Genomic DNA, 13,574 nt, shown 5'->3' with positions numbered 1-13,574 from the left:
TAATCTTACAATCCACGTAATGTATTTCGAATATATTTTTTTGACTGAATTCGATTTTTCTCCAGTATTTCGTTCACTTTTAAATAATCAATTTTATCCAGATTTTTTTTTAAATTATTTTTTATCAATCTATCTTCTAAATTAAACAATTTTATTATGTTATCTAATCGTGAATTGACTCCAAATTTTTCATCTAACAATTCCACAAAAAATTCTTTATTTAAATTTATAGAAAAAGCTACTCCATGAAAAGAGTTAGTAACTATATATTTTGCATTATTCATTAGACTCAACCATTCCTCTGGGCCAGCATCAATTATATTTTTACCATTTACTTTTTGTCTAGGATTCCCATTAATTGTAATTATTTTACATTCATTTTCTTCAGAGATTCTTTTTGCAAAATCAATTAAAGTTTTTGAATAAGCACGTTGATAAATTAATATATAATCGTATTTCAATTTACTCTTATCAGATACTGAAATCCATTCCTCCTTATTTAATAACAAGCTAGGATCTAAAACTACCTCTGGTTTGTATTGCTTATATTTTTCTACAATTATTGCCCCTGTATCTTCACGAACAGATATACAATTAAAATTATTTAAGCCTTTCTGATAATATTCATTTTTATCTTTTGGAATTTTACTTATACCAAAACTAGCAGCATAACTATTTTTTTTAATATTATTAGTTATTTTATTTAAAAAAAAGTTTTCATCAGAATTTGTGATTTTATAGTTCCATACCTGATCGCTTCCAACCATAAAAGAATCATAATCCCTATCTGCTTCAGATCCTATTTCTGTATATCTTTTACCTGATACTATGTTTGATAAGAAAGCATCAAATTTATTCCTTCTAATAATCCAAAAAGGCAAATCTAAATACTGATATATTATTCTAAACAAACCTTTTGTTTTAAAGAATCTTTTATAAGAATCTCTATTTTCAAGTTGGTCATTTCTGTAATCAACTACATTTACCTCATAACCCTCACTTTCTATTGCTTTAACTAATCCATATGTCTGTAACACAGCTCCATAATTTAATGATCTGTGAAATGTTACAACTCCAATTATTTTTTTCATTAAACTTTCTCCTTTGTTTTAAAATTATGTTCATTCAACATTGTCATTGGTATACTGGATACTATCATATACATACCTAACATAAAATAATCGTATAAAGGATTGCCCACGATACCATAAAATATGAAGAATATTTGAATATATATAGAAAATAATAAATATTCAGTATTTATTCCATTCATACTACTTATCTTTAAATATATTTTAAAAGAAATATATAAATTTAAAATAAATCCTATTGCAAAAAGTACTAGGCCAATCAACCCGATTTCTGCCCATAGTTGTAAGTATATATTATGAGCATTTATTCCTATAATTTGCTTAACATAGAATAAACCTTTCCCAAAAAATGGATTATCAATTATCATATTCCAAACATCTGAATAAATTTTAGGTCTTCCTGAACTAATTTCGTCTATATCTATATTCGATATTCCATGCAAAAAACCTAAATTAAAAAGAAGAAGAGATATAATAAATGTGAATAAGAAAGCTAAAATAATCATTACTGCAAAAATAATTTTGTTATTATTTTTTAATATTATAAATCCTAAAAATAAAACAAATATTATTAATGAATTAATAATGAGAAATCCTTCTTTTTGAGTTAGTAATAATGGAAAATAAGCTAAGATAAGTAGTATAAAAAGATATATCTTTTTTCTAAATGTTTTTTCTATTAGTATCAATGAAATTATTATAGCTATAAATATAGTAATATAAAAAGCATTGGTCCCTGTTTGACTAGTTATACCCGGAAATTTTCCTCGTGCTAATAATGACTGGCTTATTCTCAATGAACTACTATCCAATATTTTTTTACTTATTATAGTAGTTATAGCTGGATAAAGAAACTGGATCCATGTTGCAAATACATGAACACCCGAAAATATTAAAGCTGTAATTAAAAATAGTTTTTTCCAATTTATAATATTTGAAAAAACTATCTTCAAAAGGGTAAATATAAAAAAAATGCTCACAAACGTTATTGACTCTGTTAGTTCTTTTGTTTTAATAACCCCAATTAAACTATATACTGAAGCACAAAGAAATATAGAATCCACTTTATTTATGGTAATCTTCTCTCTATAATTTTTAATAGTATAACCCAATAATATAATAATTATAAAACTTATAAATAAAATTTGTAGTGATGATAAAGCATAAGAAAAAAATAGAAAAAAAACAATTAAAATAAAAAATATATTAAATATCAGAATTCACCACCTAATGATTATTTATAAAATCAAAATTAAATTATCTGAATTAGATTGTATAAAATGTAAAGATTTGTATTATAAAGTATAATAAACTTTTGTTCCCATACTCTCCATATATTTGAAATTTAATGATCTAATAAATAAAATTATTTAATTCAAATAAAAAGTATGAACATCGGTAAGTTTTCCATTAGAAGACGCTAGTTTTTTTACACAACTGAATCAATACTTTTCTAGAGTCGGTTATCCTTTTCACTAATGAACAAGGGTTAAATTTTTTAATTTATTCATTGAAGGAAAAAGATGATAAGTTATATTACTGAATAAATACATTTCTTGACTCTCTACTTTCATTTAACTTCAAAATTAGTTTTTATCTTTTTTGTATAAAAACAACATAATACTCTTGTAATTATAGTAGATTTTTTTATTCAATGACTTCTATAAGAACTCAATTATACTGTTCAACGTAGTTTAGTCCGTCCATGATATTATTACCACAAGATAAGTTTTTAAAAGCTTATATTTTGCTTGACGTAGTTGGAAAAATTCAAGTATATTATGGATAAAATTTTATTTATCTAATTTAGCTTTATAATAGATTTTAATGTAAAGTTTTTATAAATTTAACTAATTTCTTTAACAAACATTTCTACAACTTTTCTCCAAGAAAATTTATCAACTTTTTTATAGGTTGATTCTGATAACTTCTGATAATTGTCCTTGATGTATTCTATACCCTTTACTACATCTCGAACTGAATTTGAGTCAACAGAGACACCAATCTCTTTTTCTTCAAATTGTTTATCGAAACCTTGATTTCTTGTATATATAACAGGCAAACCTTGACTCATTGCTTCAGCATATACTAATCCAAAGGATTCTACTTTTGAAGGCATTATAAATATATCATTTAATCTATAGATTTCTATTAAGTTTTCAAATTTAGTGTGAGATACATAATTAACAAAATCGTTATTCAAGATATTTTGTTTTAACTTCTCATCCTTTTGTTTAACTATATCTCCTACGATAGTTAATTCAATTCTAGTACCCTTTGAGATTAATATTTTGCATGCCTCTATAGTCAATTCTATATTTTTATTCTTATTAATTTTGCCAACATAAAGAAGCTTTAATGATTCTGAGGATATTTTTTTTGGTGTTTTAACCTTATTTTCAATCCAGAAATTGTCTATCCCAAATGGTATTACTATACTTTTTTTTAGGATTTCAGCTTTTAAGTTATCATCAATATATTTATTTATTAACTCATCTCTATATGTAACTGAAGAGAAAATTATTTTTTTTGAATTTAATAGAATTTTAATTCCTTTACTTCTTAAGTGTTTCATTTTTTTGAAATATATATTCATATCAGTATTAGTTACAATTACTGAATAGGGTATTCCTTTTTTTTTCATAAGTGTATATGCTAAATATCCGTTAGAAAAGAGTGAGTGTGCTAGTGTAGTTGAAAAGGATTCAAGTACTAAATTTTTTTTAATAACGTTTAGTAAATGTTCATTTCTGATCGAAAAGAAAAAGTTTTCAAATTTTATTAAACATTTTTTATGTACAAGAAAATTAATTTCATTTCCTCTATATGTACTGTTTAATTTATCTGGATAAAATAAACTTCCACTCACACCAGGATAATTATTTAATTCATTGACTATATTATAATGTATTGTCGAGTTTTCAAAATTTGAATTTAAATGTAAAATGTTCATTACTTAGTCCCTTCGTTTATAAAATTATTTTTACTAATCTTATTATCTGATTTGTCAAATTAAGCTATACAAACTATCTTCATCCATATAACTCATAAAAACTTCCAACGGTGTTTGGTAATTTAGTGACTTCCTTGGAATGTTATTTCGTTTGTGTGCAACAGATGATACGAAAGTCTGGTCAACTTCGTTGAAATCCATTTTTTTTGGCAATCCATCTTTTCGAAGAAGTCCATTAGAATTCTCATTTAAAGCTCGTTGTGAAGGCGTTCCAGGATCAGCGAAGTAAATAGCGACATCATGTTGGTTGCACAAAGATTTCCAGTTGGAAAACTCCTTTCCGCAATCAAACGTAATGGATTTGAATAAATTTTTTGGTATGGCTTGGAACCATTGATTCATGGCATTCTCAATGTCGCAGGCTTTACGCCCTTTGGGCTTTAAGGTAATGATAGCTTTTGATAAAATCTCTACTAGAGTAATAACCGCACTTTTGTGGTGAACACCTACAATGGTATCTCCTTCGATATGACCAAACTCTTCTTTAAATGTGGGATAGTCTATTATTCTTTCAGAGATATTTCGTTTATAAGCTTGTCTACCTCTACGTTCTTGATGTCCGTTAGGTTTTCTTTTCCCTTTCATCGGGAGTGTAACTTCATCGAATATTCTTTCTTTAAACTGCCTATAAAGTGTTCGTACGGAACAGTCTATTGTCATTTCTTTACGGCCAATAATGACATCCGGCGTCCAGCCCTCAGCTACTTTTCCCTTGATATAAAGCTGTTGTTCTTTTGGTAAATCAATTTTTTTGCGTCCACACTGTTTCTTGTTTTTTTTATACCGTAGGTAATGGTCGAAAGCTGTGTGTCCTGCTTTGAAGAACCTGATAACATTATTAATCGGTGTACGAGTACGATTCAAGTAAGTAGCTATTTTAGCAACTGGAACACCTTGGTGGTAATAAGCTTCTATCATCACTAGTTCATCCATGGTAATATGGGTATAGGTCATTCGTGATCACTCCTTGTTTTCTGTGGTTGGAAATACAATTAGAGTGTATCACGAATGGCTTTTTTATTTGTATAGCTTAATCTTACAATCGACGTTATCATTAATACAAACTATTTTCATAAAAATATCTATAATAAAAAAATTTAGTTTCTTGATAACATGAGAGATATTTTATTCTACTTCTAATGAATCTTTTTTTATTTTTTTGTATAAAGTTAGATGTTTTTTTATATTATTTTCTAATGAATATTTTTGCTTTGTTCGAATTAAATTTTGTTTTTTCTCATTATACATTTTTTGCGGATTATTATAGAACTCTAGAATTCTGCTTACGAATTCATCAGAAGAACTACACACATTTTCTTTATTATCTACAACTTCAACTGATCCACCCGCATCTGTTGTCAATACTATCGTTTTTCTACTCATAGCCTCAACAAGGGTTCTACCAAAGGATTCAGTATTTTTATTCGAAGTTAAAATAAACACATCTACATCATAATAAAATTTATCCATCTCTTCGATATCAACATTAATTTTCCCAATGAATCTATCTCCAAATATTTCATATAATTTTTCAAACATCTGTTTTGTTGATTCTAATGACTTTTCATCTAAGCAACCAACTGTCATTTTCACCCATAACTTATTACCAATAACATTATTAAGATTCTCTGATATTTCCACTGCTAATGGCCAATTCTTCCATTCGGTATATCTACCTGCAAAGCCAATAACAATTCTTTCTTCGTCTTTGTTCTCTAGTGTCTGATCAAATTTTTCAAATATTTCTCCAGCAGTATTTTCAATAATTGTATAATTTAAATGTAACCCTTTTTCCTCTAAAGATTCTCTCCAATGTTTCATATTGAGTTTTGTTGTTGTTACAAGCATATTTAGATCTTTCATAAAATAATAAAAAATATACTTAAAGACACGACTATACTTTGTAAAAAACCCACGCTCAGTATGAATTAAATAAATATTCTTAGATATCAATCTAAATTTTTTGAGTAATGCAACTATAAAAAAGCTTACTTGTGCTTGAGTATGGATAATTGTTGGTTTATGAGTATTAATAATATTTTTTACATCCAATATATATCTAATAAAAGCCAATGGAGTCTTAACTAAATGTTTTATCCTTGTTTGCTTAGTTAAATCAAAATAGATAACATCAGATTTAGGCTTGTTAATTCTTCCGGGTTGAATAACACCTAAAGAATATTTATCCTTTATTCCATTAATAATAATTTTTGTTGATTCTTGCTCTCCCCCAACAGTATCGAGATTATTGTCACCCATAAGTAATATATCTAATTTTTTTCCACTCATTCTAAATTCTCCAATTCAGTTAGTTCAATCGAGTCGTTAAAGTCTCTAATTTGATAATTTGATTTTTCATAATTACTAATAGAATGCTCATATACTAAATTACCTAAAATTTTATTAATAATTTTAAAATGAAATATTAATCTGATTAAAGGATTAAAACATCTTGTTAATTTTAGTTTCTTGTCATGAACTTCTGAAATTTTTTTAACCAATTCACTTGTTTGTACATATTCTTTATTTTGTGGAAAAAAAAGACCCGATTCTTCTTTATCAATCATTACTTTTAAGAATTCACACAAATTATCTATATGAATCATACTACGTTCATTATAAAAGTCAGGGAATATTGGTGTTAACTTTGCTAATTTAGCTAGTTTTGGATAATTTCCCTTAGAACCTTTACCATAAATCATCGGTGGTCTAAGTACAACAATTTTAAAATCATCTGATTCTAAAATTTTTATACCTTCTTCTGCTTGTAGTTTACTATTACCATAAAAATTACTAGGCATTGGATTTGTATCTTTACCAATAATTCTTTTGCTACTACTACCATCACCATAGACAATGATACTACTCATAAATATAAATTGATTTACACCTTCTACTTTAGCTTTTCTTGCTATTTCTATAGTTAAATCTCTATTTATTTTAAAATAAAGTTCTTCCATTTTAGGATCAGATGACACATGAGCAATCCCCGCTACATGAAAGACTACATCATATTGACTAAAATCGTTACTTTTCCATGAATCCCCTTTTACACTTATGGAATCAACTTTATACTTATCAGAGTCCTTCATTAGCCACTTATCTAAAGAAGTTCCAATGTAACTGTTTTTACCAGTGATCAATATCTTTTTCATTATATAATTTTCTCCTCAGTCCTATTACTAGTTTCAGAATTCGATTCAGTTGTTCTACCTTCAACTACACCTCCAGATTTTAATACACTGGATATTGTTCCAAAAAAACATTTTATGTCCATTGATATTCCAATTTTCTTTACATATTCACCATCTAATCTGGCTTTATCTTCTATCTCTAATTCATCTCTACCATTTATTTGTGCCCAACCTGTTAGTCCAGGATAAATATTATTAGCACCATACTTATCTCTTGCTATAATTAGATCATCTTGGTTCCAAAGAGCTGGTCGAGGCCCGATGATACTCATCTCACCTTTTAGAATATTAATAATTTGTGGTAACTCATCTAAGCTTGTTTTCCTCAGAAATTTTCCTATCTTTGTAATAAAGAAATCAGGATTATCTAACAAATGAGTTGGTGCATCATCAGGTGCATCTATTTTCATTGTTCTGAATTTATAAATATTAAAAAGATTTTTATTTTCCCCAACTCTTTTCTGTTTAAAAAAAACTGGACCTTTTGAATCAACTTTTATGAGTAAACTTAAGATTAGTAATATTGGTGAAAGAATAATCAATCCTATTAGAGCCAACACAAAGTCAATCAATCGTTTAAAGACTCGAATATACATTAGTTACCTCCCGTAATATTTTTTTGTATTCTAATTATTATGAAATAAATCTCTTGTATAAATTTTTTCTATCACATCATTTAGTTCCTCTTCATAACGATTTGAAACAATGACATCTGAAACAAGCTTAAATTCATTCAAATCTTCAATTACTTTTGAATTATAGAATGTTGTTTCTGTTAATACGGGTTCATAGACAACTACTTCAATTCCTTTTGCTTTAATCCGTTTCATAATACCTTGGATAGAAGAAGATCTAAAGTTATCTGAATCAGATTTCATGGTTAAACGATAAATTCCAACGACTTTAGGTTGTTTTTTTATGATCATTGCTGCTATATGATCTTTTCTAGTTCGGTTGGCATCAACAATGGCTCCAATAATATTATTGGGTACATCCTCATAGTTTGCTAATAATTGTTTAGTATCTTTTGGTAAACAATAACCACCGTAGCCAAATGATGGATTATTGTAGTGTGCCCCTATTCTAGGATCTAAACTGACTCCATCAATAATTGATTTCGTATCTAACTCACGCATCTCAGCATAAGTATCGAGTTCGTTAATGTAGGCCACCCTTAATGCTAAGTAAGTATTCGAAAATAACTTAACAGCTTCTGCTTCAGTTGACTCCATTAATAAGACATCAATGTTTTCTTTTATGGCACCTTCAACTAATAGTTCTGAAAATCTCTGGGCTTTCTCAGACTTTCCTCCAACGATAATACGAGAAGGATATAAATTATCATATAAAGCTTTGCCTTCTCGTAAAAACTCTGGTGAAAAGATAATATTATCAACAGCATATTTTTCATTCATTTCTTTTGTGTAACCTACTGGCACGGTTGATTTTATGATCATTGTTGCTTTTGGATTGTACTCTAGTACATCTTCTATCACACTTTCTACTGTTGAAGTGTCAAAGAAGTTTTTCTTTGAATCGTAATTCGTCGGGGTTGCAATGACTACATATTCTGCATCTTTGTATGCTTCTTCTTTATTTGTAGTAGCTAGTAAGTTTAATTGTTTTGTTGCTAGATATTCTTCAATTTCTTTATCTACGATTGGTGATTTTTTTTGATTAATTAAATCAACTTTTTCTTCAACAATTTCTAAAGCTTTTACTTCATTATTTTGCGCAAATAAAATAGCATTTGATAAACCTACGTATCCTGTTCCAACAACTGTGATTTTCATTCTTGTACCCCCACTAATTGATTTTCTTCATAATCATAACTTCCATCAACTTCAGGTTCATTTATTATTTTTTCATTCGCGAATGCTATTATTTCTATTCTCAATTCCTCAATCGTACAGTCAGCTAAATGCTCCACAAATTCCATCACTTTATCGACTGGCATATCCGTTACTTTTCCGACGAATATCTTTTCAAAAACCTTTTCTTCTGTTTGTTCACTATCAACCATTAGTTCTTCATAGAGTTTTTCACCCGGACGGATACCAGACTCTGTAATTGGAATTTCTTTTTCAGTAAAGCCACTTAGTTTCACAACTTTTTTTGCCAAATCAACAATTTTTACGGGTTCTCCCATATCTAAGATAAAGATTTCGCCACCTTGGGCTAAAGCTCCAGCTTGAATCACTAATCGACTCGCTTCTGGAATGGTCATAAAGTAACGCGTCATCCGAAAATCGGTCACCGTAACGGGTCCACCATTTTTTATTTGCTCTTTGAATAATGGTACGACACTGCCTCGACTACCTAAGACATTGCCAAAACGCACTGCTGCGAATTTTGTTTTACCTAGTTCGTTTAAACCAGTCACAATCATTTCGGCAATCCGTTTGGTTGCGCCCATCACATTTGGCGGGTTGACGGCTTTATCGGTTGAGATCATCACAAAACTATTGACCCCAGCAGCTTTTGCGGCTTCAGCCATGTTTTTAGTCCCGTAAACATTATTTTTGACCGCTTCACGTGGGTTGTATTCCATCATCGGTACATGTTTATGCGCGGCTGCGTGATACACTCTGTCGGGTTTGTAGTCTGCCATAATATGGAAGATACGTTTACGGTCGCGGATATCTGCAATCACAGGAATGATTTCAATCGAATTACCATATGCGTTTTTTAATTCTTTATCAATTAAATAAATGGAATTTTCACCATGACCTACTAAGATTATCCGTTTTGGTGAAAAGCGCGCAATTTGACGACAAATTTCGGAACCAATCGACCCACCGGCCCCACTAACTAAAATTGTTTTACCCGCTAATTTAGCCGAGATTTGATGCATATCTAGTTTCACTTCTGCTCGGCCTAACAGATCGACCACATCGATTTCTCTAAATTGGCTAACCGATAATTTTCCTCGCAAGACATCTTCAATAGAAGGCATTTGGTTGACGGCTACAGCTGCTTGGTTACATAAATCTAAGATACGCTCGTATTCTTTTGGGTCTAATGACGGGATAGCGATTGTTACTTGTTCAATACGATACTGTTTTACTAATAACGGAATATCAGCTATTCGGCCTAAAACCTGTACATTATACAACAGCATGTTTTGCTTGGATGTATCATCGTCTAACACACCAACTACTTTTATATCATTGCTATCACTTTTTAAACTCCGAAGAAAAATACTGCCTCCTTGACCCGCACCAATGACTAAAGTAGGAATTTGTCGCTCAATGGTATGTAAATTCATCTTTCGATAATGGTGCTCATGGTAAATACGCCAACCTATTCTACTTCCTATAATTAAAGCAGCTGAAAATAGATACCCTAAGACAGTAAATCGAAAACTGACCGGTTGCTTGATTATTAAAAAGATACCGGCGGATATAACATATGCAACTGTTATGCATCCTCCGAGAGCAACTGATTCCTTGATACTCGTGTAGCGATTAATTTTTGAAAACAATTTGGAATAAACGGCCAATGTTAAGTACACAAAAAGGATTAAACTCACTGTGATAAAAAGATTCTTAAAAGATAACATTATGTACGGATTCAAAAAGATATACGCTGCGATACTCGAGATAATAATTGAAAGACTATCATAGCTGACTAAAATACTTTTTTTAAACGTTCGGCTCACTGATTTCACTTCTCTCGTTTTTAAAATAGTCCTAAGAACTTTGATTGTTTAATTTGTTTTGGTGAATGAATCGTTGGTACCTCGCCATTAATTAAGTCTTTCGTTACCTGTTTGAATGCTGAAACTTTCTCTTTGCCAAATTCTTTTTCTAATTTCTGATAAGCATCTTTCATATAAAAAGAGCGTGTTGAAATATTATGCGCATCTGAAGCGATAAAATGAACTAAATTGGCTTCAATTAATTGTTTACTTAACTTTTGAGTTTTTTTACCGAAACTACCTATATAGCTTCCAGCTGTTAGCTGGGCTAGAGCTCCTTTTTCGACCAAGTTCAGTAGCTTAGTTGGATCATTTAGGATGGCGTGATTTCGCTCTGGATGAACAACGATTGGAGTTACACCCGTTTTTTGTAGTTCAAAAAATAAAGAGTCCGTGAATGCGGGAATTGTCGCAGTCGGGAACTCGATCAGAAGGTATTGATTCGCTTCGTCAATGAATTGAATTTTATTTGCTAAGATATCTTCCATTAATTCGCCGACAATGCGTACTTCTTGTCCAGGGAATAAGGTTAATGGAATGTCTCTGTTATCTAATTCTTGTTGAACAGCCGCAATGCCTTGTAAGACAGTCTCTTTTTCGTTTGTCCAGCGACCATTTTTATAATGTGGTGTGACTAAGATGTGAGTAATGCCTTCAGCAACCGCTACACGAGCCATTGCTAAAGAATCGTCCATTGTTTTTGCACCGTCGTCGATGCCTGGTAAAATATGACAATGCAAATCAATCATTCGACTTCTCCCCTATTCTCCGTAATAGTAGTAAGCATTATCATTTGATAGCTCTACTCGGTTAAAGATAGCGCCAATCACATTGGCATTCACCATATCTAATAACTCTTTTGATTTTTTAACCATTTCTTTATCGGCTCCACCTTTGTTAATCACAAAAATGGTTCCATCAACTTTGCTAGCCATCACTTGTGCATCGGTAACAGCGACAATAGGGGGCATATCAAAGATGATTAAATCAAAGACTTCTTCCAACTCTTTTATTAAGTGGCCCATTTTTTTTGAGGCTAACAACTCTGAAGGGTTTGGTGGAATAACGCCACTTGTAATAACGAACAATCCTTCTGTTTGCATCCGATGAGCAATGTCGCCGATTTGTACATCTTTTTCAGTCAAAAGAGTTGTCAAGCCATCATTGTTAGGTAATTTAAACGTTTTATGAACAGTTGGTTTACGCATATCTGCATCTACTATTAATACTCGCTTCCCTTGCATCGCAAAGGTCACAGCTAAGTTGGCCGAAACCGTTGATTTCCCCGCTCCTGGACCAGCAGATGTGACCAGTATCGTTTTTAAATCACTATCCACCATTGAAAATTGAATGTTTGTCCGTATCGTTCTAAACTGTTCGGCAATAACGGAACTTGGTCGAGTCAATGTAATTAAGCTAGGGCGTTCGCTAATTCTTTTAGTTTGTTTCTTTTCAAACATCTTTTTCACCTCTATACTCTACTATGAGCTCTTCTTGTATTATTTTGTTGTTTGACTGGCTCTACTTTTGAAGCTAATTCAGATTCAGACATTTCAGAAACATTGCCTAAACTTGTCCAACCTAACTCTTCGGTGATAAAGCGATCATCACGAACGGACTTATCCATAAACTCTAATAAGAATGCCGCTCCAACACCTAGCATCAACCCAACTAATAAACCAATGACTAAGTTAAGAGGGTTATTTGGCGAAATTTGATTGCCTTCTGGAATAGCCTCAGAAATAATGGTCACATTTTCGACATTCATAATATTGCCAATTTCATTTTGGAAAGTCGTTGTCACTTCATTCGCCATTTCAGCTGCGTCAAAAGGACTTTCATCTGTGACCGTCAATGAGAAAACTTGCGAATTATCTTGTGTTGTAATCTCAATTTTTTCTGATAGTTGTGCTGTTGTCAGATCTGATGCTAGCTTTCCACTGACTTGTTTTAAAATGACTGGACCTTTGATAATGTCTTTATATGTATTGATCATTTGAACATTTGTATTGATGTCCGTCAATTGGATACCTTCCGTTGACTCTGATTTGCGATTGACTAATAGTTGCGCAGTCGAACTATACTTTGGCGTTGCAATAAAAAACGTGAATCCAGCTGCTAAGATAAGCATCACTAACCCTACGCTGATAATCATGGTCATTCTTTTCTTTAAAATAGCAAATAACTCCGCTAAACTGATCTCTTCTTCCATGGTTTCCTCCTACATAACTCTTTTAATCGTTCATTTTCATGGTTGTAAAATAAACACTTTTACAGTATAACATACTGTAAATTAAAATTGGTATATTATTTAATTGTTTATTGTAAAGTTGGTACCGTTTTTAAGGTGAATTCAAACTATTCATCCATGAATCGTTAACAAAAAAGTTTAAAATCGACGAGTGGGCAGTAAAAACTTACCAACTCATCGATTCCCCAATAAAAAGCGAGCAGTTAGCGGAGTGAAATCCTCAACTCATTCATTTTAATTTGATTTTGAATGAGTTGCAGTAAAAACTGTCCCTACTCATCGATTTCGCAGGTAAGTCATAGGTAGGACCTGATTAAACGTTTAA

General features: G+C 30.9%; 12 protein-coding genes. All 12 read right to left on the bottom strand.

Going from position 1 to position 13,574, the window contains the following annotated elements:
- Nucleotides 1-5 precede the first annotated feature (5 nt).
- The 12 genes from BR44_RS00705 to BR44_RS00650 all read right to left on the bottom strand — a co-directional run bounded on the left by BR44_RS00705 (nucleotide 6) and on the right by BR44_RS00650 (nucleotide 13,210).
- Nucleotides 6-1,091, bottom strand: a complete 1,086-nt coding sequence (locus tag BR44_RS00705; protein WP_034549721.1) for a polysaccharide pyruvyl transferase family protein — start codon at nucleotides 1,089-1,091, stop codon at nucleotides 6-8.
- Nucleotides 1,091-2,203, bottom strand: a complete 1,113-nt coding sequence (locus BR44_RS00700; RefSeq protein WP_169740183.1) for an O-antigen ligase family protein — start codon at nucleotides 2,201-2,203, stop codon at nucleotides 1,091-1,093. The genes BR44_RS00705 and BR44_RS00700 overlap by 1 nt, the downstream gene beginning before the upstream one ends.
- A gap of 734 nt (nucleotides 2,204-2,937) precedes the next feature.
- Nucleotides 2,938-4,044: a glycosyltransferase family 4 protein gene (locus BR44_RS00695; RefSeq protein ID WP_034549715.1), complete on the bottom strand. Its 1,107-nt coding sequence runs from the start codon at nucleotides 4,042-4,044 to the stop codon at nucleotides 2,938-2,940.
- A 54-nt stretch (nucleotides 4,045-4,098) separates the two neighbouring features.
- The gene (locus BR44_RS00690) at nucleotides 4,099-5,058 is read right to left on the bottom strand and encodes an IS30 family transposase (RefSeq protein WP_034545409.1); all 960 of its coding nucleotides are present in this window, start codon (nucleotides 5,056-5,058) and stop codon (nucleotides 4,099-4,101) included.
- 171 nt (nucleotides 5,059-5,229) lie between these two features.
- Nucleotides 5,230-6,393 carry a glycosyltransferase family 4 protein gene (locus tag BR44_RS00685; protein WP_034549713.1) on the bottom strand — a complete coding sequence of 388 codons (1,164 nt, stop codon included), beginning with the start codon at nucleotides 6,391-6,393 and terminating at the stop codon, nucleotides 5,230-5,232.
- Nucleotides 6,390-7,259 (bottom strand): NAD-dependent epimerase/dehydratase family protein, encoded by an 870-nt coding sequence (locus tag BR44_RS00680; RefSeq protein WP_034549710.1) that lies wholly within the window; start codon nucleotides 7,257-7,259, stop codon nucleotides 6,390-6,392. The genes BR44_RS00685 and BR44_RS00680 overlap by 4 nt, the downstream gene beginning before the upstream one ends.
- On the bottom strand, nucleotides 7,259-7,894 hold the full coding sequence (locus BR44_RS00675; protein WP_034549708.1) for a sugar transferase: 636 nt from the start codon (nucleotides 7,892-7,894) through the stop codon (nucleotides 7,259-7,261). The genes BR44_RS00680 and BR44_RS00675 overlap by 1 nt, the downstream gene beginning before the upstream one ends.
- Nucleotides 7,895-7,924: 30 nt before the next feature.
- The gene (locus BR44_RS00670; protein WP_034549706.1) at nucleotides 7,925-9,091 is read right to left on the bottom strand and encodes a nucleotide sugar dehydrogenase; all 1,167 of its coding nucleotides are present in this window, start codon (nucleotides 9,089-9,091) and stop codon (nucleotides 7,925-7,927) included.
- A complete protein-coding gene (locus BR44_RS00665; RefSeq protein WP_051912407.1) occupies nucleotides 9,088-10,959 on the bottom strand; it encodes a polysaccharide biosynthesis protein in 1,872 nt (623 codons plus the stop codon). Before BR44_RS00665 ends, BR44_RS00670 begins: the two co-directional genes overlap by 4 nt.
- A gap of 20 nt (nucleotides 10,960-10,979) precedes the next feature.
- On the bottom strand, nucleotides 10,980-11,747 hold the full coding sequence (locus tag BR44_RS00660; protein WP_034549704.1) for a tyrosine-protein phosphatase: 768 nt from the start codon (nucleotides 11,745-11,747) through the stop codon (nucleotides 10,980-10,982).
- Between the two features lie 12 nt (nucleotides 11,748-11,759).
- On the bottom strand, nucleotides 11,760-12,458 hold the full coding sequence (locus BR44_RS00655; RefSeq protein ID WP_034549701.1) for a CpsD/CapB family tyrosine-protein kinase: 699 nt from the start codon (nucleotides 12,456-12,458) through the stop codon (nucleotides 11,760-11,762).
- A gap of 11 nt (nucleotides 12,459-12,469) precedes the next feature.
- On the bottom strand, nucleotides 12,470-13,210 hold the full coding sequence (locus BR44_RS00650) for a YveK family protein (protein ID WP_034549699.1): 741 nt from the start codon (nucleotides 13,208-13,210) through the stop codon (nucleotides 12,470-12,472).
- Nucleotides 13,211-13,574: the final 364 nt, after the last annotated feature.

The organism is Carnobacterium funditum DSM 5970, assembly GCF_000744185.1.
GTDB classification, from domain to species: Bacteria; Bacillota; Bacilli; order Lactobacillales; family Carnobacteriaceae; genus Carnobacterium_A; species Carnobacterium_A funditum.
This window is presented reverse-complemented; position numbering and strand designations above follow the sequence as displayed.

What these genes read in the sequence shown, in the direction of transcription:
- BR44_RS00705 (WP_034549721.1), bottom strand. Translation starts at nt 1,091, where the DNA reads ATGAAAAAAATAATTGGAGTTGTAACATTTCACAGATCATTAAATTAT.
- BR44_RS00695 (WP_034549715.1), bottom strand. Translation starts at nt 4,044, where the DNA reads ATGAACATTTTACATTTAAATTCAAATTTTGAAAACTCGACAATACAT.
- BR44_RS00690 (WP_034545409.1), bottom strand. Translation starts at nt 5,058, where the DNA reads ATGACCTATACCCATATTACCATGGATGAACTAGTGATGATAGAAGCT.
- BR44_RS00685 (WP_034549713.1), bottom strand. Translation starts at nt 6,393, where the DNA reads ATGAGTGGAAAAAAATTAGATATATTACTTATGGGTGACAATAATCTC.
- BR44_RS00680 (WP_034549710.1), bottom strand. Translation starts at nt 7,259, where the DNA reads ATGAAAAAGATATTGATCACTGGTAAAAACAGTTACATTGGAACTTCT.
- BR44_RS00675 (WP_034549708.1), bottom strand. Translation starts at nt 7,894, where the DNA reads ATGTATATTCGAGTCTTTAAACGATTGATTGACTTTGTGTTGGCTCTA.
- BR44_RS00670 (WP_034549706.1), bottom strand. Translation starts at nt 9,091, where the DNA reads ATGAAAATCACAGTTGTTGGAACAGGATACGTAGGTTTATCAAATGCT.
- BR44_RS00660 (WP_034549704.1), bottom strand. Translation starts at nt 11,747, where the DNA reads ATGATTGATTTGCATTGTCATATTTTACCAGGCATCGACGACGGTGCA.
- BR44_RS00655 (WP_034549701.1), bottom strand. Translation starts at nt 12,458, where the DNA reads ATGTTTGAAAAGAAACAAACTAAAAGAATTAGCGAACGCCCTAGCTTA.
- BR44_RS00650 (WP_034549699.1), bottom strand. Translation starts at nt 13,210, where the DNA reads ATGGAAGAAGAGATCAGTTTAGCGGAGTTATTTGCTATTTTAAAGAAA.